24 protein-coding genes are annotated in these 24,315 nt (G+C 34.1%); 22 read left to right on the forward strand and 2 right to left on the reverse strand.

Annotated features, from left to right (window positions below; genetic code table 11):
• Nucleotides 1–121 precede the first annotated feature (121 nt).
• Both ACJMLB_RS01490 and ACJMLB_RS01495 read left to right on the forward strand, forming a co-directional pair.
• Complete coding sequence (locus ACJMLB_RS01490; protein WP_295605517.1) at nt 122–931, forward strand: hypothetical protein; 810 nt, start codon at nt 122–124, stop codon at nt 929–931.
• 22 nt (nt 932–953) lie between these two features.
• On the forward strand, nt 954–1,751 hold the full coding sequence (locus ACJMLB_RS01495; protein ID WP_295605515.1) for a nitroreductase family protein: 798 nt from the start codon (nt 954–956) through the stop codon (nt 1,749–1,751).
• A 64-nt stretch (nt 1,752–1,815) separates the two neighbouring features.
• On the opposite strand, the gene ACJMLB_RS01500 is transcribed toward ACJMLB_RS01495, so the two are convergent.
• Both ACJMLB_RS01500 and ACJMLB_RS01505 read right to left on the reverse strand, forming a co-directional pair.
• Nucleotides 1,816–2,184, reverse strand: a complete 369-nt coding sequence (locus ACJMLB_RS01500) for a hypothetical protein (protein ID WP_295605513.1) — start codon at nt 2,182–2,184, stop codon at nt 1,816–1,818.
• Between the two features lie 168 nt (nt 2,185–2,352).
• Nucleotides 2,353–4,044: a helicase HerA-like domain-containing protein gene (locus ACJMLB_RS01505; protein ID WP_296855822.1), complete on the reverse strand. Its 1,692-nt coding sequence runs from the start codon at nt 4,042–4,044 to the stop codon at nt 2,353–2,355.
• Between the two features lie 279 nt (nt 4,045–4,323).
• Between ACJMLB_RS01505 and ACJMLB_RS01510 the strand changes: the two genes are divergently transcribed.
• The 20 genes from ACJMLB_RS01510 to ACJMLB_RS01605 all read left to right on the forward strand — a co-directional run bounded on the left by ACJMLB_RS01510 (nt 4,324) and on the right by ACJMLB_RS01605 (nt 23,444).
• The gene (locus ACJMLB_RS01510; RefSeq protein WP_295605511.1) at nt 4,324–5,238 is read left to right on the forward strand and encodes a methanogenesis marker 7 protein; all 915 of its coding nucleotides are present in this window, start codon (nt 4,324–4,326) and stop codon (nt 5,236–5,238) included.
• A 211-nt stretch (nt 5,239–5,449) separates the two neighbouring features.
• Complete coding sequence (mmp10, locus tag ACJMLB_RS01515; RefSeq protein ID WP_295605509.1) at nt 5,450–6,703, forward strand: methyl coenzyme M reductase-arginine methyltransferase Mmp10; 1,254 nt, start codon at nt 5,450–5,452, stop codon at nt 6,701–6,703.
• A gap of 629 nt (nt 6,704–7,332) precedes the next feature.
• The gene (gene mcrB, locus ACJMLB_RS01520; RefSeq protein WP_295605507.1) at nt 7,333–8,664 is read left to right on the forward strand and encodes a coenzyme-B sulfoethylthiotransferase subunit beta; all 1,332 of its coding nucleotides are present in this window, start codon (nt 7,333–7,335) and stop codon (nt 8,662–8,664) included.
• An 89-nt stretch (nt 8,665–8,753) separates the two neighbouring features.
• Entirely contained in the window at nt 8,754–9,209 is a 456-nt protein-coding gene (mcrD, locus tag ACJMLB_RS01525; protein WP_295605506.1) for a methyl-coenzyme M reductase operon protein D, read from the forward strand.
• A 26-nt stretch (nt 9,210–9,235) separates the two neighbouring features.
• Nucleotides 9,236–9,832, forward strand: coding sequence for a methyl-coenzyme M reductase I operon protein C (gene mcrC / locus ACJMLB_RS01530; protein ID WP_292777442.1), 597 nt, complete (start codon nt 9,236–9,238; stop codon nt 9,830–9,832).
• 2 nt (nt 9,833–9,834) lie between these two features.
• Complete coding sequence (mcrG, locus tag ACJMLB_RS01535; protein ID WP_295605505.1) at nt 9,835–10,587, forward strand: coenzyme-B sulfoethylthiotransferase subunit gamma; 753 nt, start codon at nt 9,835–9,837, stop codon at nt 10,585–10,587.
• A gap of 14 nt (nt 10,588–10,601) precedes the next feature.
• On the forward strand, nt 10,602–12,254 hold the full coding sequence (gene mcrA / locus ACJMLB_RS01540) for a coenzyme-B sulfoethylthiotransferase subunit alpha (protein ID WP_295605504.1): 1,653 nt from the start codon (nt 10,602–10,604) through the stop codon (nt 12,252–12,254).
• A gap of 777 nt (nt 12,255–13,031) precedes the next feature.
• The gene (mtrE, locus tag ACJMLB_RS01545; RefSeq protein ID WP_295605503.1) at nt 13,032–13,904 is read left to right on the forward strand and encodes a tetrahydromethanopterin S-methyltransferase subunit E; all 873 of its coding nucleotides are present in this window, start codon (nt 13,032–13,034) and stop codon (nt 13,902–13,904) included.
• 12 nt (nt 13,905–13,916) lie between these two features.
• The gene (mtrD, locus tag ACJMLB_RS01550; RefSeq protein ID WP_295605500.1) at nt 13,917–14,618 is read left to right on the forward strand and encodes a tetrahydromethanopterin S-methyltransferase subunit D; all 702 of its coding nucleotides are present in this window, start codon (nt 13,917–13,919) and stop codon (nt 14,616–14,618) included.
• Nucleotide 14,619: 1 nt separating this feature from the next.
• On the forward strand, nt 14,620–15,438 hold the full coding sequence (gene mtrC / locus ACJMLB_RS01555; RefSeq protein WP_295605498.1) for a tetrahydromethanopterin S-methyltransferase subunit MtrC: 819 nt from the start codon (nt 14,620–14,622) through the stop codon (nt 15,436–15,438).
• 14 nt (nt 15,439–15,452) lie between these two features.
• On the forward strand, nt 15,453–15,773 hold the full coding sequence (locus ACJMLB_RS01560; RefSeq protein WP_296855817.1) for a tetrahydromethanopterin S-methyltransferase subunit B: 321 nt from the start codon (nt 15,453–15,455) through the stop codon (nt 15,771–15,773).
• Nucleotides 15,774–16,511: a tetrahydromethanopterin S-methyltransferase subunit A gene (gene mtrA / locus ACJMLB_RS01565; protein WP_295605495.1), complete on the forward strand. Its 738-nt coding sequence runs from the start codon at nt 15,774–15,776 to the stop codon at nt 16,509–16,511. It begins immediately after the preceding gene.
• 16 nt (nt 16,512–16,527) lie between these two features.
• A complete protein-coding gene (locus ACJMLB_RS01570; protein WP_295605493.1) occupies nt 16,528–16,734 on the forward strand; it encodes a tetrahydromethanopterin S-methyltransferase subunit F in 207 nt (68 codons plus the stop codon).
• Between the two features lie 12 nt (nt 16,735–16,746).
• Entirely contained in the window at nt 16,747–16,995 is a 249-nt protein-coding gene (gene mtrG, locus ACJMLB_RS01575) for a tetrahydromethanopterin S-methyltransferase subunit MtrG (protein WP_295605491.1), read from the forward strand.
• 15 nt (nt 16,996–17,010) lie between these two features.
• Entirely contained in the window at nt 17,011–17,943 is a 933-nt protein-coding gene (gene mtrH / locus ACJMLB_RS01580) for a tetrahydromethanopterin S-methyltransferase subunit H (RefSeq protein ID WP_295605489.1), read from the forward strand.
• Nucleotides 17,944–18,220: 277 nt separating this feature from the next.
• Nucleotides 18,221–19,702 carry a methanogenesis marker 14 protein gene (locus tag ACJMLB_RS01585; protein WP_295605487.1) on the forward strand — a complete coding sequence of 494 codons (1,482 nt, stop codon included), beginning with the start codon at nt 18,221–18,223 and terminating at the stop codon, nt 19,700–19,702.
• A gap of 145 nt (nt 19,703–19,847) precedes the next feature.
• Nucleotides 19,848–20,480 (forward strand): NTP transferase domain-containing protein, encoded by a 633-nt coding sequence (locus ACJMLB_RS01590; RefSeq protein WP_295605485.1) that lies wholly within the window; start codon nt 19,848–19,850, stop codon nt 20,478–20,480.
• A 390-nt stretch (nt 20,481–20,870) separates the two neighbouring features.
• Complete coding sequence (locus tag ACJMLB_RS01595) at nt 20,871–21,149, forward strand: PRC-barrel domain-containing protein (RefSeq protein ID WP_292777407.1); 279 nt, start codon at nt 20,871–20,873, stop codon at nt 21,147–21,149.
• 323 nt (nt 21,150–21,472) lie between these two features.
• Nucleotides 21,473–22,231, forward strand: a complete 759-nt coding sequence (gene sufC, locus ACJMLB_RS01600) for a Fe-S cluster assembly ATPase SufC (RefSeq protein WP_295605481.1) — start codon at nt 21,473–21,475, stop codon at nt 22,229–22,231.
• Entirely contained in the window at nt 22,197–23,444 is a 1,248-nt protein-coding gene (locus ACJMLB_RS01605; protein WP_295605480.1) for a SufD family Fe-S cluster assembly protein, read from the forward strand. The genes sufC and ACJMLB_RS01605 overlap by 35 nt, the downstream gene beginning before the upstream one ends.
• Nucleotides 23,445–24,315: the final 871 nt, after the last annotated feature.

The raw sequence follows: 24,315 nt of genomic DNA on the forward strand, positions 1-24,315 counted from the left end.
TTTTTATTCTATTTTTCTATTTTTTTTAATTTTTTCTTATTATAATAAGCAGCATCTTTTTTTCGTGTTGATTTATTAAATAGTTAAATAATTTAAGAATCAATATAACTTATGTGGGATTATGAAAAAGATTTTATACTTGACAGATTTATATTATCAGGCAAAAGGCAGAAACTACTATGAGGAGGACCTCTTTTTATCAGGGATACTTAAGGATTATTTTGATATAGTTTTGTGCAATCCAAAGAATTCTTCAAGTTTTGAAAATGATGTGGATTTAATCATTTTCAGAAACACTGGAAGTGTATTGAATTTTAAGGAAGGTTATGATTCCTTTAGAGAACGGGTGAAAAGCAACAATTTAAAAACTTTCAACGATTTCACTGGGAAGGCAGATATGTGCGGAAAGCAATATCTTGTTGACTTGACTTTAGAGGATTATCCTGTTATCCCTACAATTGATGATATAAAAAATATTGATTTATTGCCTAACTCCGATCTTTTTGTCATAAAACCAAAAGATGGCGCTGATTCAATAGGTCTTGAGTTTTTAACTAAGGAAGAATTAATCAAAAAGGATTTGAATAAGAATATTTTAATTCAGCCGGCAATTGATTTTGAATACGAACTGTCTTTTTATTTTATAAATGATAAGTTTGAATATGCATTATATGCTCCTAATAAAGAGGAAAGATGGAAACTTGAGAGATATGTTCCAAGCATTGAGGAGATAGGATTTGCAAAAAGATTTATTGAGTGGAACACTATTGAAAATGGTATTCAAAGAGTTGATGCATGCAAAACAAATGATGGTCAATTATTATTGGTGGAACTTGAAGATTTAAATCCATATTTGTCTCTTTTGGAGTTAAATGAAGAAACTGTTGAGATTTTTATCAATGATTTAGTGGATGCGATTAAAAATTTATGATTATTTTTTTGAAAGTGGTAAAATGAAATTGGAAATCAATACAGAAACCTGCACTGGATGTAAATTATGTGAAACCGTTTGCATTAGAGATAATATTGAAATTATTGATAAGAAAGCTGTTGAAGTTGATAATGGAGATTGCTTTGACTGTGGGCATTGTTTAGCTATTTGTCCAACAGGAAGCATATCCTTAAATACATATGAAGATCAAAAAGACCGTGTTGAAGATTATAATCCTCGTGAAATTCCAATCAATTCTGAAGATTTATTGCAATTCCTAAAACAGCGCAGAAGCATTCGTTGGTTCAAGAAGAAAAAAGTGGATAAGGAAACTTTTGATAAGCTATTTGAAGCTGCCTATTACAGTCCAAGTGCTCAAAATGCTCAAGATGTTGAATTTGTTGTTCTTGATGAGAAACTGGATGATTTCATGCATTTGGTTTATGATATAATCAAAGTGGAAGAAGATGAATTCTTCAGAATAAAACAGTTTGGTGAGTATCTTAGAGGTGAAGGAGATTATAAGAACCATCCACTTCTTTGGGAAGGAACACAGATGATTTTGTCCTTTTCCAAAAGTCAGGCAAATGCATTGATTGCAAATACAAGACTTGAGTTATTGGCTTATTCAATGGGTCTTGGAGGATTCTATTCATTATTCACTCTTAAGGCGGATGAATTGGATCATCAAAGATTAATGGAATTCTTCCCAGAAATAGACCGAGATAAGCACATGTATTCTGCATTCATAATAGGTTATCCTAGAGTAAAATACAGAAGAACAGTTCCTCATAAGAAAATAGATGTGTATTATAAATAGCTATTTAATTCTTTTTTTATTTTTTTATCTATTTTTTATTTTTTTATCTAAAAAACAAATCTAATTATAAAGTTAATTTAACGGAAAGGCAAGAAAATCCCTGTTCAATCTCAGATGAAACTGAAAGTTGATTGAATTTGGGGAATGATTTTCTAACATGTTCCAGGATTCTAAAGTCTATATAGATTTCTGTTACATAAAATTCAAATCCATCTGTAAAATAGTAAGTAGGCTTTCTGCATTTGAGCTTTGCACCATAGAAGAAATCTTCGAGCCTATTTTCCAAATCCCATTTTTCGTTTTCACTTAACTCTTTTCCATTGATGTAATCAATTATTTCATCTTCCAATCCCTCTTCAATAGGATAAAGCCTTAAGTCATTTTCCATTTCTTCTAATTCTTGATACAATTCTTCTCTGTTTAATTCAACCATAGTGTCACCATATTCAAATCTAAAAATAGAGTGATTTTTTAAAAATTTTCTTTAGAAAATTTTATAATTTAAATTTTAATAATTTGTAAAAAATAAAAATAAAAATAAAAAATAAAATGAAATTTTTATATGGAATTTTAATTAAAATTAAAGAGAAATAATTGAAAATTATTTCATATTTCCAAATAATCCTCTAATAATCCCTTTTGTAACTTCCCTTGCAGCAGTGTTTACAACAGTTGTAGTTGCCTTTTCAACAGTTGTCTTTCTTGTAGTCTTTCTCTTGGATTTAGTGGTTTGTTTTGTCATTTGATCCACTGCTGTTCCAACAGCTATGCCAATAACATCTTCAAGCAATCCTTTTTGTTTAGGTTGCTCTGGTGCTTGGGTTTGTGCTGGAGCTTGCTGTTCAGCAGGTGCCTGTTGGGTAGGTGTTTGTTGTGCTGGAGCTTGCTGTTCAGCAGGTGCCTGTTGGGTAGGGGCTTGTTGTGCTGGAGCCTGTTCTGCTTGATTAGGAATTTCCCTAATAGGTGCATCTTGAGGGATTTCAGATTGTACATTCGGATTGTTGTCAATCTTATTCAATAGCATCTCATATGCTGATTCCCTATCAACTGCATCTCTGTATTTTCCTCTAAGAGATGAAATGCTCATCAATTCTGCTCTGTAATTATCTTCAATAGCTCCAATATAACTTTGAGGAGGCAAAATGTCAACTTGTTGCACGATGCTTGGAGCTCCTTTTTCTTCAAGAACAGAGACCAATGCCTCTCCAGTTCCTAAAGTGGAAATGACTTCTGTTGTATCGAATTCAGGGTTTGGTCTGAAGGTTTCAGCAGCAGTCTTTACAGCCTTTTGCTCCTTTGGAGTGTATGCATGAAGTGCATGTTGCACTCTGTTACCAAGCTGTGAAAGGACAGTGTCCGGAATATCGGATGGACTTTGTGTAATGAAGTATACTCCGATTCCTTTTGAACGAATCAATCTTATAATCTGCTCTACCTTTTTCTGGAATGCAGGGGACATGTCATCAAACAATAGGTGAGCCTCATCGAAGAAGAAAACGAATTTAGGTTTGTCCAAGTCGCCTACTTCCGGCATTGTTTCGTAAAGTTCGGATATCATCCATAATAAGAATGTTGAGTATAATTCCGGTGCTGTAGACAGTTTTACAGAATCCAATACGTTGATCATACCTTTTCCTTCATCATTGCATTGCATGAAGTCACTGAGTTCCAATGCAGGCTCTCCGAAGAACAGGTCTCCTCCTTGGTCTTCAAGGGTAAGTATGGATCTGAGAAGTGTTGTTGCTGATTTCTTGGCAACTGCACCGTATTGGCTTTCATAAAGTTCAGCATTATCACTTACATGATTAATCATGGATTTCAAATCTTTCAAATCAATCAAAAGAAGGTTTTCATCATCTGCTACACGGAATACGATGTTCAATACCCCTTCTTGTGCTTCAGATAAGTTCAATATTTTTGAAAGCAATTGAGGGCCCATTTCAGAGATTGTGACTCTAATAGGCAATCCTTTCTCACCATATAAATCCCAGAATTCAACAGGATATGACTTGAATACAAATCCCTTATCAGCAAGTTTGTACTTTTCCATTCTTTCAGTTACTTTTGCGTTTGGTTCACCTACCTTTGCAAGACCTGAAACGTCCCCTTTCATATCTGCTAAAAATACAGGAACTCCCATATCACTGAAAGCTTCTGCAAGTGTTTTTAAAGTGACTGTTTTACCGGTACCAGTTGCACCAGCTATTAATCCATGACGATTGGCTAATTTGGATAACAAATAAACCTCTGTATTCTCATTAGCCCCAACTAAGATATTATTTTCTGCATACATGATAACACCTTTTTGATAAATCTGATAATGAAAAATTATTTAATTATTTCACATGTTCTTTAATTCTTATTATATTCCTAATAATATAAAAAATAATTTATTTTATTCTTTGTTTTTTCTTTTCGATTTTTCAATTCTTCATTAAAAATTATTTTCCATTTAATGCAAAGTAAAAATAATAAATTATATAATAGACTTAAAAAATATATTAAAATAAGATATTTTATTGAATAAAATTGATTTTATAATAATTTATGATTTTTATAAGGTGATGATTATATGTATGAAACCTTAACATTCACTGGTGGAATTCACAAAAGCGAAGAATTGAAAGAATTAATTGAGGATTTAGGAGGTTTTGTTCTTCAATCCAATATATTGCAAATGGAACTTGTATTGAATATGGCGGTTCCTATTGATGATGTGGATATTATTAAGGAAAAGGCTAAAGAGCTTTTAGGTGAACTCTCTGTTGCACCTATGGCAGGTTCTGAAATAGCTATTGTTTCCCCAACTCTTGCAAGACACCACCTTCCTCATGCTGCATGTGATATCTCCGAATACCTTAGACGTTATGGTGCTAAAGACAATATGGTCGGGTTGGCTCGTGGTCATGGTAAAGGAACTGCAGGAATCAGTGAAACTGAAAAGGCATTGATTGAAGAGCATGACATAGCCATTTTTGCATTAGGAAGCTTCAAGCAATGCATTATTGATAAGGCTTATCTTTACAATGACATTGATATTCCAGTGATTGTCACAGGTGCACCTGAAATTGATTTGGAAGAATTGCCTGGTGTAGACGCTTATGTTCCAGGATTAGGTAGAATTCCACGCAGATTAAAAAGAGGGGAAAACATAAGAGCTTTGAAAAAGTTAGTTGAAACTGTTGAAGACCTTTTGGAAAAACGTAAAAAAGAGCTTGCTCAAGACCCTCCAATTGCACCTTCAATTTTAGTCAAGAGCGAGATTGAAACTCAAGTTCCAGCTATTAAGGAAGTCATTTCCCCAACTCCTGTAACAAGTCAACTCTGTGGGCTTAGAGTAAAATTGGATTATGACAAGTATCATGAGGAAATTGAAAATGTAGTTATAGGGGACCAAAAATTAAAGGACATTGCAGAGATTAAAAAATCTCATTTCTATGATTACATACTCGTAGAGCTTTTAACTGAAAGTTCTTTAGTGGATTAAAGTTATTATATTAAAAAAATGATATTTTAAGGAAATATTTTTTAAAAAAAGTTATATTATAATAAATATAATTTTTTATATTTTTTATTATCTTATTTTTAAAAATCTCATGTCATCTTATTTTTAATGAATTATATAAATTATTTCTAATATTCAATCATCATAAATAATAATTAAATATTTATTTTATTATCAAATGTGAAGTGTAAAAATGCAAGTTATAGCGGATCTTGGTGGAACTCCTGGAAAAGATTGTAGAGGCTTTTGTAAGTTTTGCTACTTTAGAAAAGTGAAACCTTTAACAGAAGCTCTTGGATGCCAACATTGCCCACCTAATAAAGTGGGTTGTCCAAGATGTCTCGAAGGAGTTCAAGAGGCAGGGAAACCATTTCAACAGCCATTTTCAGTAATAAGTGAAGTTCAAATGGCTTTGATGATGAATCCTGTAAGAGATGCTAACTTGAAGGTCAACATCAGTGGTGGTGGAGATGTCAGCTGTTACCCTTATCTTGAAGAGCTTATATCTAACTTGTCTCAAATGCAATTGCCAATTCACTTAGGTTATACAAGTGGAAAGGGAATTGATGATGGCGATATAGCTACACAATTCTTGAATCAAGGAGTGGATGAGGTAACCTACACTATTTTTGCAGCAGACCCAAAACTCAGAAAGGAATGGATGTTGGATCCAAGTCCAGAGGAATCCCTTAAAGCTGCTCAACTTTTTGCAGAAGGTGCAGACTTGCATGCGGCAGCAGTTATCATTCCGGGGGTAAATGATGGTGCAGTGCTTCAAAACACTTGTGAAAAATTGGAAGCGTGGGGTGCAAAGGCATTGATGATGATGCGTTTTGCAAATAGTTATGACCAAGGGTTGATTTTAGGAAATGAACCTGTTGTTGAAGGAATAACTCCTCATGAACCTCTTGAATTCGAAGAGCTTGTAAAGGAAATCAACAGTGAATATAATCTTAGAGTCACTGGAACTCCATTATCCGATCCAACAATTGGAGCACCATTCATTTTAGCAAAAGATGAGTATGAGGAATTTTTAGGAATATTGCCTAAAGTTACTGGCGAAGCTACACTTCTAACATCTAAGATTGCAGCACCATTCTTGAAGAAAATATTTGATAAGATAGCTCCAGATAATGTGAATGTAGTGGCCACCAAGAAGGATATCGCATGCTTGATGACAAAACAGGACCTTGAAGTCTTGGATTTGGAAGACATTAAAGACACAGTCATTCTCCCTGGAAGAGCATTTATCCATCAATTGGATGCAGAAAGGATATTAAGTCAGGATGGCAAAAGCCGTCTTGTAGGATATGGTCCGGATACTTTAAGCGTTGATGGTGAGTTAAGCAGCGGCATGAGTGAAGAGGAAGTTATTGAGCATGAGCTCGGTTCTTTCATTGATCTTATTCAGGCAATCAATTTCTTTGGTATGAAAAGGGCTTTCTAATATTTTTTTAATTTTAAAAATTTTTAATAATACTTTTTCTATTTTTATAATTTTCAATTTTTTTATTTTAAAAAATTTTTAATATACTTTTTCTATTTTTATATTTTCAAAATTTTTTCAAATTAATTTATTCTCAAAATTTTTATTTTTTTTTAAATGCATATTTTCAATTATTTTTTTTAAAAAAATAGTTTGTTTTTAGTATTACTAATAGTATTACTTTAGCCGAATTTTAGTAATATTTGAATTTTTCATGATTTTTCATTTTTTTCTTTATTTTTATTTTTAAAATATCCTTTGTATTTATTTAGTATATTAAAACTTTGTCATACTTATTTTTTAATTATAGTTCAATATAGTATGTTTTTTAAATTTTAAGCTATTTTAATCGATTTAAAAAAGTATTACTTTTTGACTCAGATATAATAAAAAAATTAAAAAATATTATTACTTATAAAGTTTTCTATTTAATTCTTAAACGAATGTTTATATTATATTTTAAATAAACTAATATTTGTATACCAAATAGCTGGCTATTGCAAAAATTTTGCTGGATAGCTTACTCAACATAACTAAAAAATAGTTATTTTGGGTGGTATATTAACTCTATTTATTTAGGAGGGAAAAAATTGGCAAAGTTTGATGATAAAGTCGATTTATACGACGACAGAGGTTCATTAGTCGAAGCTGATGTACCAATCGAAGCTCTAAGTCCGTTACGTAACCCTGCTATTAAGAACATTATTAGCGGTGTTAAAAGAACTGTAGCTGTAAACTTAGAAGGAATCGAAAAATCTTTAAAAACTGCTTCCGTCGGTGGAGCAAAATCTAAAATCTTAGGTAGAGAAATGGATCTTGACATCGTAGCTCAAGCTGACTCCATTGCTGCTGCTGTAAAAGACATGCTTCAAGTAACTGAAGACGATGATACTAAATGTGAAGTACTCTCTGGTGGAAAAAGGATTTTAGTCCAAATTCCAACTATCAGATTAGACTCTTCCGCAGAATACTCCGTAGCAACCTTAGCTACCGCAACTGCATTAACTCAAGCTATTATCAAAGAGTTTGACGTAAACATGTACGACGCAAACATGGTAAAAGCTGCTATTTTAGGAAGATACCCACAATCTGTAGAATACATGGGTGCTAACTTAAAAACCATGTTAGACGTACCACAAAAATTAGAAGGTCCTGGTTACTCCTTAAGAAACATTAAAGCAAACGACTTCGTAGCTGCTACCTTAAAGAACACTTTACAAGCAACCGCTCTCGCAAGTATTTTCGAACAAACTGCTATGTTTGAAATGGGTGACGCAGTAGGTGCTTACGAAAGAATGCACTTATTAGGTTTAGCTTACCAAGGTTTAAACGCTGACAACATGGTATTAGGTCTCGTACAAGACAACGCAAAAGAAGGAACTGTAGGTTCTATCGTACAAGACACTATTGCTAAAGCTGAAGCAGATGGTGTAATCGCTGTAGAAAAAGAATTAACTGGATACAACATGTACGCAACTAGTGACGCAGCTAAATGGAACGCATATGCTGCTGCTGGATGTACTGCTGCTATTATGGTTAACGTCGGTGCAGCAAGAGCTGCTCAAGGTATTCCATCAACTATCTTATACTTCAACGACAACATCGAATTTGCTACCGGTTTACCTGGTATTGACTTCGGTAGAGCTGAAGGGGTAGCTGTAGGATTCTCTTTCTTCTCTCACTCTATCTATGGTGGAGGAGGTCCTGGTTTATTCAACGGTAACCACGTAGTAACCAGACACAGTAAAGGATTTACTATCCCTTGTGTAGCTGCAGGTATGGCATTAGATGCTGGTACCCAACTCTTCTCTCCAGAAGCAACTTCTGGATTAATTAAAGAAGTATACAGTGAGATTGACGAATTCAGAGAACCACTCAAATATGTTGCTTTAGCAGCTGCTGAGATTAAAGGTGACATCTAATTATCGAATTAATTTTTGTTAATTAAAATCTAATTTAAAATTCACGAAAAATTATTTAAATCGTCTGATTTAAATACTGAGGTTAAATAATGGATATTGAAATTTTTCCACACAGAATTTTAGGAACAGACACAACTGAAAAAGTATTGAATGATATCGAATCTTTAGACTCAGTTATAAGAACTGTTATTCAAGGACCAAGACTCCCACCTCAAGATGAGATTGACCGTATTTATGGTGATCGCAGAGTCATTGTGGTAAATGGTGAGGAAGTTGAATTGAAAGTTAAGACTGGTAGAATTTTTGTTGAACTATATGATGAATCTGGTATTGAAGAAATCAGATCCATATGTGATGAACATATTGATACTGGATATGATATCAACACTAGCAAATCCCAATACATCAGAAAACAAAGAACTGTTACTGATGGATTGAAATATGGTGAAAATACAGAGATTCCTGATGAATTGGTCGGTATCGCAGATACCCGTTCTAAATTTAAAGATCATGTCTCTATTCTAAAAAGGGATACATTGGAATAAAAAATATCTTTTAGGTTATTGATAATATGATTGGAAGATGCACACATCTTGTAGACTGTAGGGAAACAAGAGGTCTTGGTGAAGGAGGAGGAATTGCTCAAAGAGGAACTTTCGCAGAGTGTGGAAGTGATGTTTTGGCAGTTGCTATGTCTCCAGGTCGTAGACACATTACCAAACCTGTCTGTGAAATTACCTTTGGCTTACGTGAAGCAAACCTATTAACCAGTACCATGATATTGGATGCAGGTAGTGGTGTTCCACATGATGCTCCTGCAGGCGGTGCAGGTAATGCTTTTGGTTTAACTGATAAGGAAGTTGAACAAATGCAAAAGTTTAAGGTTATTGTGGTTCATTTAGGTGGAGTAAGAAATCATATTACATACAAGGCAAGATTAATCTTGCGTAACGTTAACAAACCTTGTGTTATTATTTGTGAATATCCTGTTGACTTTGAAGATTTTGCAAAAATCGGTGTCAAAACCGCAAAGGTCATGCCTGAAGAGGTAAAAACAGAAGGTAAAATCATGAACATAGTATCAGGGGTTATTAGGGGACAAACAGTGTCTCAAGAAAAATTAGATGAGATTATTAGAAAAGTTAGATTAACATTAGGAGATGCATAATTATGGCACAATATTATCCAGGAACTTCTCAGGTAGCTGAAAACAGAAGAAAATTCACTAACCCAGATGTTGAGTTAGAAGTTTTAAGAGAAATATCTGATGAAGATGTAGTAAAATTATTAGGTCACAGAGCTCCAGGTGAAGAATACAAATCCGTACACCCACCTCTCGACGAACTCGATGAACCTGATGACATTATTAGAGAAATTGTAGAACCTATTGACGGTGCAAAAGCAGGGGACAGAGTAAGATACATCCAATTTGTAGACTCCATGTACTTTGCTCCAGCTCAACCATTCTTAAGAGCAAGATCCTATGTATACAGATACAGAGGAATCGATACCGGTACTTTATCCGGTAGACAAATTATCGAAGCTCGTGAAAGAGACTTAGAAAGAATTTCCAAAGAAATCTTAGAAAACGAATACTTCGATACCGCAAGAACTGGAATCAGAGGTTCTGGTGTACACGGTCACTCTTTAAGACTCGATGAAAACGGTTTAATGTTCGACATGTTAAGAAGACAAGTACTCAACAAAGAAACCGGTAACGTAGAAATGGTAAAAGACCAAATTGGTCACGAATTAGATGAACCTGTAGTATTAGGTGAACCATTAGACGAAGAAACCTTAAGAGCTAAAACCACAATCTACAGATGTGATGGTGAAGCTTACAAAGACGATGAAGACGCTGTAACTGTCTTAAGACAAATACACGTCACCAGATCTCAATTTGGTTACAACCCAGAATATTAAGGAGGTTTATTAAAATGGCTGACAAAAAATTCTTAGATGCAATGACTAAAAAGTTCAAAGAAGCTCCAGAAGAAAAAACTACTACCTTCTATAATATGGGCGGTTGGACTCAATCTGAAAGAAAAACTGAATTTGTAAACGAAGGTAAAGCAATTGCTGAGAAAAGAGGAATCCCAATGTACAACCCTGACATTGGTAACCCACTCGGTCAAAGAGCTTTAATGTCCTACCAATTATCTGGTACTGACACTTTCGTAGAAGGAGACGACTTACACTTTATCAACAACGCAGCAATCCAACAAGCTTGGGACGATATCAGAAAAACTGTAATCGTAGGTTTAAACACTGCTCACAACGTACTCGAAAAGAGATTAGGTATGGAAGTAACTCCTGAAACCATTACCAACTATTTAGAAGTTGTAAACCACGCTATGCCTGGTGCAGCTGTAGTACAAGAACACATGGTAGAAACCAACCCATTATTAGTAGACGACTCCTACGTAAAAGTATTTACTGGAGACGACGACTTAGCAGCAGAAATCGACCCTGCATTTGTATTAGACATTAACAAAGAGTTCCCAGAAGAACAAGCTGAAGCTTTAAAAGCTGAAGTAGGTAATGCTATTTGGCAAATTGTAAGAGTTCCATCTGTTGTAGGTAGAGTTTGTGATGGTGGTACCACTTCCAGATGGTCTGCTATGCAAATTGGTATGTCCATGATTTCTGCATACGGTCAATGTGCAGGTGAAGGTGCTACTGGTGACTTCGCATACGCATCCAAACACGCAGAAGTAATTGGTATGGGTACTTACTTACCAATCAGAAGAGCAAGAGCAGGTAACGAACTCGGTGGTGTACCATTCGGATTTATGGCAGATATCTGTCAAGCAACCAGAGTAACCGACGACCCTGTAGAATCCGCATTAGAAGTAGTAGCTTTAGGTGCTGCTTTATACGACCAAATTTGGTTAGGATCTTACATGTCTGGTGGTGTAGGATTTACTCAATATGCTACCGCAGCATACACCGATAACGTATTAGACGACTTCTCTTACTTCGGTAAAGATTACGTAGAAGACAAATACGGAGAATTATGTTCCGCACCTAACAACATGGACACTGTTCTTGACGTAGGTTCTGAAGTAGCATTCTACTCCTTAGAACAATACGAAGAATACCCAGCTTTACTTGAAACCCACTTCGGTGGTTCTCAAAGAGCTGCTGTTGTATCTGCAGCTGCAGGTATTTCCACTGCATTCGCAACTGGAAACGCACAAACCGGTTTATCTGCATGGTACTTAGCACAATACTTACACAAAGAACAACATTCCAGATTAGGTTTCTACGGTTACGACTTACAAGATCAATGTGGTGCAGCTAACGTATTCGCTATCAGAAACGACGAAGGTTTACCACTTGAATTAAGAGGTCCTAACTACCCTAACTATGCAATGAACGTAGGTCACCAAGGTGAATATGCAGGTATCGCACAAGCACCTCACAGTGCTCGTGGAGACGCATTTGCAGTCAACCCTCTTATTAAGATTGCATTCGCTGACAAAAACTTGCCATTCGACTTCACTAAAGTCAGAGCAGAATTTGCTAAAGGTGCTTTAAGAGAATTCGAACCTGCAGGTGAAAGATCTATCATCATTCCAGCAAAATAAGTTTGGTGTAAACGGGAAATATGTAAATAAGGTTTTTAATCTATAGGATTCTTTATCCTAATAGATTTTACCTTATTTATTTTTTTCAATATGGTATTTGTTTGTATAAAGTAGAATGGATTTTTTTTCAATTGATTTTGAAAATAATAAAATGCATTTTATAAAGAAAATTTAAAAGAATTAGTGTCAATATAATAATTCAACTTAATTAAAATGGATTTAATTTCAATTGATTTTGATAAATCGCTTTAAAATTAAGGTAATGCTAAAAATAATTGATAAAATTTGAGATTTTTTAGTAAAGCTTATATATAGTGTTTTAAAAAAATTATAGAATATAGAGAGTTTAATGTCTCTAAATTAATTAATTTTAGGTTTATTTTAATTTAAGTAGACTTGAAAAAATTCTTGGTTTATCTTTTTAATTATTCAGGTTTAATTATTAAGATTTTTAGATTTATTCATCAAATATTTCATTCTTAACACTTTAAGGATTTAATCTAGCTAGATTAAAAGCTAAGTGGTTTGCCTTGGCTTATTTGATTTATAAAATCTTTGTTTAAGTTATGAGGTATAATCATAAAGTATAAAATCATTCAGATGTTCTAAAAATGGTCTAAATTTTGCTTTAGTCCATTATTTAGTCCATTTTTATTTTATGTCTTTATGGTTTTATATTTGAGCAGAATATGTCTAAATGTGGTTAATAGGAAAATTAATCACGTAATAGTTTATTAAATAATTAAATTTAATAAAATTTAAGGAGGAAAAGAAAATATGGACCCTATTACATTAGGTGTAGTCGCATTAATGGGTGCAGCAGCAACCATTGCTGGTGCTGCAGAGGACTTAGAGTCTGACATCGGTTCACAAAGTAACCCTAACTCACAAGTTCAACTTGCTCCACAAATGGGACATTTACACCGTATGATCAATAAGGCAGCTTCTGGTGAACCAGTAGCATATGGATGCTGGTGTGGTATCGCTGGTGGTATCGCAGCTCTTGCAATGGGTATGGGTATTATTCCTATAGTAGCAATTGCAATGGGTTCTACTGTTGCTGCATTTGTTCACGCAATTTATACAGTCACATCACACATGGGAAGGATTGTTGGTCAATCTCAATTTGAACAACCATTATTTATGGATGTATTAACCCAATCCTTAGGCCCTATCGCAGCTCATGGTTTTATAGCTAGTTTCGGTATTGTAGGAATCGCTTACTTAATGACCCTTCCATTAAGCGGTCTCGGACACCCATTCCCATTACCATTACTCGCTGTACTATGGGGAATTACTATTGGTGCAATCGGATCATCCACAGGGGATGTACACTACGGTGCAGAAAGCGAATACCAAAAATTCGATTACGGTGGAGGTACTCCTGTAGCTATTCAAGGGGATATCGTAACCAAAGCTCCTCTTGGTGCTAAGAACTCTATCGATGTAGGTAACTTCTGTGCTAAATATGGTGGACCTTTAACTGGATTCTGTTTCGGACTTATTGTTTTCGTAAGCTTCTGGATTACTGTTGTATTCGGAGCTATTGGAGGACAAGTTGTAGGACTTATCATCGTTATTTTATTAATCGCTGGTAACTACTTCCTTGAAAAGTCTGCAAGAGAAAAATTCGGACCATATGAGGAATAAGGAGGTTACATTATGGATCTTATTATGTTTATTATATGTGTTGTAATTGCAGGTATTATTATGGGAGGAGGTGTACACTTCATTCCTGTAGGTGGTGCTCCTGCAGCTATGGCTACCGCTACCGGTGTAGGAACTGGTACCGCAATGTTAGCAGCTGGTGCAGGATTAACTGGACTCATTACCGCAGCTTCTATGACAGGACAACCAGTATGGTTGATCATCTTAGCAGGTGCAGTTGGTTCCATGTTAATGATGGGTATCACCATGCTTATTGGTAACTTTATTTATATTTATGGTGTTGGTGTAGTACCAGCATCTGGTAAAGCTGCAGTTGACCCAATCACCAAATGGAACCAAGAAAAATATAAAACTCCTGGTACCGAAGGACACGGTATTCCTACCGTATGTTACATTAGTGGTATCATTGGTGGTTTACTTGGTGGTGCTGGTGGTGGATTAGTCTACTGGGCTATTAACGAATTCGCAACCGCTAACATGACTGGATTTGACGCTACTGTTATTGCAGGATTAGCTGCTATCTTATCTGTAGGTATGTTCTTCATCAACTCTGTAACTGCTTCCTATAACATTGGAGGTACTATTGAAGGATTTGTAGACCCTAAATTTAAAAGACTTCCTACTGGAATTTTAGCTTGTGCTATTGTATCTCTTGTAGCTGCAATCTTCATGGTATTAATGATTGGAGGTATTTAAGATGTCTGCTGGAGGAAGTGGAGCACCTGCAGAAGGTGCTGTAGATGCTAATGTAATGTTAGCTATTGGTATTATCGGTGGATTACTCGGTATATACTTATCTGGTATTAACCCTGTTATTGGACCTGTATTAAGCTGTCTTGGTGCAGTTTGTGCAATCCTTTGGGGTGTAATTGCAATCCGTAGTGTAGCAAGTTATGGTTTAGGTACTGGTGTACCTTCTATCGGTTACATGTCTTTAGGTATTGGTGTAATCGGTGCTTTAGCTGGTGTAGGTATTATCGCATCTTTAAAATTAACTGGATTAGAAATTGCTGGACCTATTCTTGCATTAATCTTTGCAATGATTATTGGATTATTAGTTGCTATTGTAGCTAAAAAAATTGTTGGTATGAAAATTCCTGTTATGGAAAGATGTACTGCAGAAATTGCAGGTGCTGCAGCATTATCTGTTTTAGGATTCTCTGCTGCTATTGCAGGTGGATATTCAATTGACTTACTCTTATCTGCTGTAATTGCTCCTGGATTTATTGCTATCTTTTACATATTATGTACTATGGCTATCCAACACCCATTCAACGCATGTTTAGGACCAAACGAAGACCAAGTAAGAACTCTTAAATGTGGTGCTTCTACTGCATTCTTAACTATGGTTATTACTGGTATTCTTGCTATTTCCGCTGGAGGATATGCATGGTTTGCAATTTTAATTGTCGGACTTATCGGTTGGTACATCTCATTTAAGATGTTTGTTAACGCTTCATGTGAAGCAGCAGCATCTGTTAAATGGGCTGGTTTATGGCCAAAAGTTGAGGAATAAGGAGGTTGTTATAGATGGTATTACCTTTAATACAATTTATTCCTGAATTAAACTTAAATCTTGACGCAGAATCCGGTATTCTCGGAGCTGGTGGTGGAGATTTAATTATTCTTTCAATGGATGAAATAAATGCAGAAATCGCAAAAGTCGAAGCAGCTGCTGACGAATTAATGAATTCCTTAGATCCTAACTCTGCTCCATTAGGTTCCTTCCCAGGAAGAGAAGGTAACTTTGTCATTGCAGGTAAATTAACCAACATGGTTTACGGATTTGTTTTAGGAATGTTCCTTATCATGGCAGCAATGCCTATATTAACAGCTATGGGGGTTTTATAGATGGCTGACAAAAAACCTGCTGCTGATAACTGGCCTGTAGTAAGTGGAGACTACATTGTAGGGGACCCAGAAAGTCCTGTTGCTGTAACTACTTTAGCTTCTCACAATGAAGATATCCCAGCTGCTGCTGGAGCAGCAATTGCTGGACCTTGTAAAACTGAAAACTTAGGTATTGAAAAAGTTGTAGCAAACATCATTTCAAACCCAAACATCAGATTCTTAATCTTATGTGGTGCAGAAGTACAAGGTCACATTACTGGTCAAAGTATCCAAGCATTACACGAAAATGGTTGCGACCCTGAAAAGAAAAAAATCACTGGTGCTACCGGTGCAATTCCTTTCGTAGAAAACATTCCTATGGAAGGTGTAGAAAGATTCCAACAACAAGTAGAACTTGTTGACTTAATCGATAACGAAGACGGTGGAGCAATCACAGCAAAAGTAAAAGAATGTATCGAAAAAGATCCTGGTGCTTTTGAAGAAGATGCTATGGTTATTGAAGTGAAAGAAGGAGATGACGACGACGATGATGGTGAAGAAATTCGTCCTATCTCTCCAGAAACTGCATTACTTGAAGCAAGAATCAGAAATATTGATACTCAAGTAAAATTAGTTGGTGCTGTACAAAGAAATATGGCAGGTAACTATTCAGGTAAAGTCCAAGGTATTATGATTGGATTAGTATTTACTTTAGTAATCGGTTTCTTATTATTAATGGCACCATTAGTAGGTGTATAAACTGGAGGTTTTATTTATGGTTAAATTTTCAAACAAACCAAATACTCGTGGTATTAAAAATGCTTCTAGTGATGTAGAATACCGTGCTAAGCTCTTAGGAAGAGAAGGAAGATTATTCGCTGGCGTAATCAGCACCAGATTTTCTGGTATAGCTATCGGTATTGGAATTGCTCTTTGTTTAGCTGTTGTTATTCCATACTTAGCTAAATTATGTGGATTATAGAGGTGTTAAAAAATGTCTGAAGAATCAGTACCTCAAATTATTGTATCTACCGACGATATGTCAGCTGCAGTCCAAAAATTAGATGAAGCTGAAGAAAAAGTAGAATTTGCTGTTGGGGAATACTTCCAACGTTTAGGTCAACAAAACGGTAGAGATATTGGTATTTTATATGGTATAATTTTAGGTCTTGTAATTTTAATAGTGTCCATTGAATTTGGTTTAGTAAGTGCAATGAGTACTATTATGGCAGGATTAATCTAAATTGGAGGATTATAAATGTTTAGATTTGATAAAGAACAACTCGTCGTAGATATTGCTGGAGTAAAAATGGGAGGACAACCTGGAGAATACCCTACCGTTTTAGCAGGAACTATCTTTTACGGCGGACACAAAATTATTAGTGATGAAAAAGCAGGAGACTTTGATAAAGACGCTGCTGAAGGATTAATTAAAACTATGGAAGAAATGTCTGATGTAACCGGAAACCCTTGTGTTGTACAAACTTTCGGTGCTACTGCAGAAGCTATGGTTAAATACTTAGAATTTGTAGGAGACGTCTGTGACAAACCTTTCCTTATCGACTCAACTGCTGCAGCTGCAAAAATTGCAGGTGTAGAATACGTACAAGAAGTAGGATTAGCTGAAAGAGCTGTATACAACTCCTTAAGTATGGCAGCTGAACCTGGTGAAATCGAAGCTGTAGCTAACTCCGACATCGACGCATCCATTCTCTTAGGTTTCAACCCAATGACCCCTGGTGTAGCAGGTAAACTCGAAATCTGGGAAACTGGTGGATCTGTAATCGATGAAGGTATTCTCGAAATGGCAGAAAGATGTGGAATTACCAAACCATGGATGGACGTAGCAGTAACTCCTTTAGGACAAGGTGCAGGTCCTGCAGTAAGAACTTCCTACGCTGTAAAAGCTAAATGGGGATACCCTGTAGGTTCCGGTATTCACAACGTACCTTCCGCATGGGATTGGTTAAGACAATACAAAAAAGAACACAAAGAAGCATGGCCTGTATGTGATATAGGTTCTAACATCGTACAACAAATGGCTGGTGGAGACTTCGTACTTTTCGGTCCTATCGAAAACGCAAGACTCGCATTCCCAGCTTGTGGTATGGCAGATATTATGATTGCTGAAGCAGCAAAAGATATCGGTACTGAACCTATTGAAGCACACCCATTGAACTTATTATTATAATTTGAAAGGGTCCGAGATTAGATGATTTATTCATCTAATCTTCTTCAAATTATAAAATTTTTCTATTTTTAACTTATTTTTACTTTACTTATTTTTACCTCAATTTTTTTTTAAATTCTCATTAACTACTTTTAATATTTTTTCTGGCTGATTTTTTTAATAATTTTAAAATTTATCTTTATTCTCAACATTTGAATATTTAACAAAATTATTTAACAAAATTTATATTATTTAATGAAAATAGTATATATTATATAGAATATTATGGGGATTTTATATGTCTTTTTTAGATAAATTTTTCAATAAGGGACCTAAGCCAATCATTGCTGAAAGTCAACCAAGGGATTTAAGTATTTTAAAAGCAGGTAATAGACCTCAAGGTCCAGGTGTTATGGCCGCACAACAGGATGAATACTATGTGACTGCTTCCGTAGAATTGGGAAACACCACTACCAAATGTGTTATTATGGCTACAAACTTAAATAACAGTCAATCTTATTTAATCAACAAAACTGTTAAAATGACAAGGGATGTTAGAAAACCTAAAGCAGGAGAAGAGGTATTCGGTAAAACTGTTTGGGGTGTAGAGCTTTCTAAAGAATCTGTTGCAGATATGATTAAGGATACAGTTTTGGAATCACTTAAAAAAGCCCATGTGGATATGGAAGATGACTTGGATTTTGTTGTGAGATCCACTGGGGTAACTGCAGGGTTTGCGACAACCAAGGAAGTGGGAGAATTGATTAAGGCTCTTGCTGATGGTTGTCTTGATGCAGGTATTTCCCACAAGAAAATGGCTCCCGCTATGTCTACTGCACACCTTCCAAAAAGACTTCAAAAATACACATTATTGGATAATGTAATGTTTGATGGTGCTGTAGTAAGTGTAGTCCCTCCAAAAGGAAAGGAAGTTGTAGCGAATGAAATGGAAGGGGAACTTGTAACTGCAGGTATTAAATTAGGTGCTAAATGGACTGAAGTGGACTATAGAAACCCTTGTGTATCCTTAGACTTTGGTTCTACCTTGGCAGGTAGGATTGTAAATAAGGATGAGCCTTATGCAAGTACCGTTGGTAACTTCTTAGGTTTAGCTGGGGTTATTTCAGACTCATTAGCTAAAGGTTCCAAGCAAATAGACCAAAATAATGGTGCTGCATTAGACATATTTGATCCTAAATTGCTTAAAAAGGCCGATGGCAAAAAGCATCAGGAAAAAGCTAAGCAATATGCTAAAGAGGCACATGAACTCATTAACATCTGTAAAGTTCCAGAAGGTATTGACAGATTTGGTACTGTTCCGTTAGATGCTGCAGGTGCTAAAGCAGCAGGTACTTGTTTGATTGGTTGTGATGTCGGTACCAATGCAGATGGTCTTGGTGGATTAGTGGAAATTGGTGCTAAGATCTATGAGGATGAAGGAATTCCTACATTGCTAGCTACAATGGACCATGTAAGTGCAAATATTGTATACAGAGTTTTAGATGTGGCATTTGAAGAAGACCTTATTCTTGACGGTTCAATTTTAGGAGTTACTGGTAGGGCAGGTATCACTGGTAAGAAACCTGAACTCATTTTAGAGTATGCTCAGGACAAATTCAAGGATGTCGTATTTGTAGAGGATGGACTTGCTCTTGGTTCTGCAATTATGGCTCGTTGTATGAATTCTATGGGAACTCAAAAGAACCCTCTTGGTGGAAACCAAGGAGAAAAATGTATTCTTAAGAAAAGAATGCAAGAACAAGGTACAATTCCAAAATAATTTACCTTATTTTTCTTTTTTTATTTTATTTTAATTATTTTAATTAAAAATTTAATTAATTTAATAATTTAATTTTTTAATATTTTTTCTTTTTAATTTTCAAAATAGTTTAAATCTTCTATAAAATTTCTTTAATGGTGTATTTATGATTATAGCTCTTGTTATGGCAGGTGGAAAAGGCTTAAGATTAAAATCAGATATTGAAAAGCCACTTTATCCTTTAAATGATAAACCATTGATGAGTTATGTCTTGGATAATATTAATCAATCTGAACTAATTGAAAAGACAGTTGTTGCAGTTAGTCCAAATGCTCCAAATACAAAGGAGTTTTTAATAAATGAATTGAGCTTTTCAAATTTTGATGACTCATTTTATGAAAGTGAAAAAAATAATTTTTATTTGGATACCTTAGGTAAAGGTTTTGTTGAAGACCTGTCCAATATCTTAGAAATTTTTGAGTCAAGGTCTAAGGAAGACATTTTGATTTTCATCAATGCAGACTTGCCACTGGTTGGTGCCGATATTCTTGATGAAATCTTAAACTATTATTTAAGTCAAGATAAACCTGCATTATCTGTCTCAGTTCCAGTTGAAATTTTTGATGAATATGGGATAAATTATTCCTATGAATTTAATGGAAATGTCCCTTCAGGAATCAACATACTTAGAAGCGAAAATGTTGTTCAGGATGAGCAACTTTTAATTATTTCAAGGCATGAGTTAATTTTTAATGTAAATACTATCGAGACAGCTATATTAACCAATAAATTTTTATAATTTTCATCAATTTTTAGATTTTTAAGCATATTTTTTAGCATATTTCTTAGCATATTTTTTACTATTTTCATTGATCCAATTTTTTATATTTTTTTAGTTTTTTTCAGTTTTATCCATTGTTATATTATTTGAAAATAAGAAATTTTTAAAATTTTTTATTCTTTTTCATTTATTCCCATTATATTTTACTCTTTTTTAGATTTTTATACTATTTTTCTTTATTTTTACTAAAAATATCAATAACTTTATATATTTCTTTAAATATAAACAGTATTAAGGTAAACTAATCTATATTTTATTAAAATTAGTTATTTAAATTGAGTGTTTTTATAAAAAACTAAAACACGAATCATACCTTCAATCATTTTTATAAAATTTATCGGTGAAAATATGGAAAATGCTGTTGCTAAACCTAATACTCATAGAAGAGAAGAAAAATTATGGAGTGAAATTAAAAGCTATCAAGTAGCTACTAATAATGCTCGTATTTTAGGAGTGCTTGATGAGTTAATTATTAATGAAAAAACTGGTAAAATCGTGGATATTGCAGTAAAAGTAGAAGCTGGACGTAATATTCATGTAAAAGGTGCAAAACGTAGAGGAGATTTATTATTAATCCCATTCACCAAAATAGAAAAAGTTGGAGAATTTATTATTGTAACTGAATAATTTTTCTAATTTTCACTTTTTTTATTTTTTATTTTTTCATTACACTTAATTTAAATTAACACTTAGTTTAACTGTTTTTCATTGATTTAGTCTATTTTTTCTAATTTTTATCATCTAACTATTTTTAAAGATCACTTTTTTTCATAAGATTTATCATAGATTTAAACTTAAAAATGTAATGTTTTTATATGATAAAATAAATATAATATTGTTATATAAGGTTGTTATATAATGCCGTTATAACTATTGTTATAGCAGCGTAATAATGCTTTTATTTAATTGATATTAATCTTAGTAATTTAAATCAATAAGGATTTGATATAATGTTACTTGAAGTAAAGAATTTAGTTGTTGAAGTAGAGGGTAAACGTGTTTTAAATGGCGTAAACCTTGCTATTAGAGAAGGGGAGACCCATGTGCTTTTAGGTCCGAATGGTGCGGGAAAAAGTACATTATTCTTAACTATCTTGGGATTCCCAAAATATAAGGTTGTAGAAGGATCTATCATATTCAATGGAGAGGACATCACTGATTTAACCACTACTGAAAGAGTTCAAAAAGGTCTTGGAGTAAGTTTCCAAAACCCTCCAGCTATTCGTGGAGTTAGTGTAAGGGACTTATTGAAACTTGAATCCAAGCAAGACCCTGATGAAGAGTTAAATCCAAGAATGAAAGAGCTTGCAGAAAAACTCAAATTCAGTGATGAATTCTTGGATAGAGATGTAAATAGAGGATTTTCAGGTGGGGAAGTAAAAAGATCTGAAATTCTCCAATTGCTTGCACAGGAACCGCTTTTCACCATGTTTGACGAACCGGATTCTGGTGTAGACATTGAAAATGTGGAATTGCTTGCAGGACAGTTAAACGTTTTGCTTGACAAAGATAAAAAACCAGGCCAAAGAAAAAGGGCTGGCTTGCTTATCACTCACTTAGGTTATATCTTAAACTTTGTTAAAGCGGATAAGGCACATGTATTGATGCATGGTATGATTGCCTGTTCTGGAGACCCTGATGAAATTTTAGAAGACATTAGAAAAGAAGGATTTAATGGATGTGTTGGTTGTGCGGAATGTAACTCATGATGCTGAAAAGGCAAAGGATAAAAAAGCAGCTTTAGGTACTGATATTGTCATCGAGAACTTTTCTAAGGAAGAGGTTAATGCTTTCGATGTATTGGATGATATCAGTGATGTTGACAAGAAAACCAAAAGAACTTTACTTAAAGTTGGTGTTGACACTGAATCAGAAGAAAGATCAGGTTCTTTCTTGCAAATGGATCAATCTAATGTATTTTCCCATTCAATCTCAGATTCCATTGAACTTATGAATACCCAAATGGCTTTGGAAAAATATTCATGGTTACAGGATTATATGTGGAAAGCAGTTAAGCCTGATGCAGACAAATACACTGCTCAAACTGCACTTCGTGAAGCTGAAGATGAATTCTGTAGCGGATACTTCATTAGGTCTTTACCTGGCACCAAAGAGGTTTTCCCAGTACAGGCTTGTATGTTCATTGCAGATCAAGATGTTATGCAAACTGCACACAATATCATAATCGCTGAGGAAAACTCAGAACTTCACTTAATTACCGGTTGTGCAACTGGCGAAGACGTATCTTCTGCACTTCACGTAGGAGTGTCTGAAATGTATCTTAAGCCAGGTGCAAAAATAACCTTTACCATGGTTCATAACTGGGCGGAACAGGTTGAAGTACGTCCTAGAACAGGTATTGTTCAGGAAAAGAATACAACTTACATAAACAATTACATTCTAACCAGTCCTGTAAGGTCTATTCAATCATATCCTACCACCAATTGTAATGGTGAAAATGCAAGGGCATTATTCCAAAGTATTCAAAGCGGTGTAAAGGATTCAATCATTGATGTAGGTTCAAGAGCTCTTTTGAATGCACCTAATACAAGTGCTGAGATCATTTCCCGTGCAGTTGCAAATGATGAATCAAAAATCTTCTCAAGAGGTCATTTATCTGGAAATGTTCCTAATGTAAAAGGTCACTTGGAATGTCATGGATTGGTATTGGATGACAATTCATCTATTTATGCAGTTCCAGAACTTGAGGCAAATGCAGCAAACCTTGAAATGTCTCACGAAGCAGCAGTTGGTCAAATCGATGAAGAAGAGATTTATTACTTGACTTCAAGAGGATTGACTGAAGAGGAGGCGGCTTCCATGATTGTCAGAGGTTTCTTGAGTATGGACATCACAGGACTTCCTGATGAATTGGCTGCTGAAACTCAAAGAATGATTGACATGAGTTTAGATGGAATGTAGTTCAAACTTTTGGAAAAAGTTTGAACAAAATCTTTTCTTTAGTTGGGAGTAATTCACTCTTAACTTTTCTATTTTTATTTTTCTATTTTTTAATATTCATTTCGATAATTTTTTATAAATTTTTTTAAATAATTTTTTAAATAATTTTTTAAATATTTTTTTTTAAATTTTTCCACGGATTTTTAATTTTCATAACATTTTTTTTAAATTTTCAATTTTTCTAAATTTCCTCAAATTCTTTATTTTAGGCATTCCTTAATTTTTAGCCATTTTTTAAAATTTTATTCTTAATTGTAAAAATTGTTTTAATGGTTTAAAACTTAATTTATTTTTATTTAAATTCCTCATTTTAAATTTAAGTAAAATTGATTAGTTTTTTCTTAATTTTTATTAGTGAAAATGGTTATTTTCCAATAATATTTCGTATAAATAAAAATAAATTTTTTGGCTATGTAATATCTTTTTAAAAAAAAGTATTATAGTATATAAATCTTGTGTATTTGCTTTCCAAGTAACCTTTATATTTAATCTTTAATATAATATATAATCAGTACATTAATGTTAAGCTGAGCTAGCTCATTAGCGTACGATGATTTGAGATTAAGGTATGCCTTAACATACTTTAATATAGATTTGAAAAACTTTTTTAAAAAAGAAATTAGATTGAAATCTATAACTTTAAAAATTTTGATTTGGTTTTTAAAGTTAAAACGGAATTCTTGAATTTTTTGATTTGGATTCAAGAAGGTAATCTATTAAGATTTTTTGATTTGGATCTTTATAGATTAAAAATAGTGAAAACTATTTAGGTTGAATATCTCAATTATTTCAATTTTAATAAAGTTTAATATTTTCAATCGGTATTAAATGA

It is taken from the genome of Methanobrevibacter sp., assembly GCF_045114555.1.
In the GTDB taxonomy this organism is placed as follows: Archaea; Methanobacteriota; Methanobacteria; order Methanobacteriales; family Methanobacteriaceae; genus Methanobrevibacter.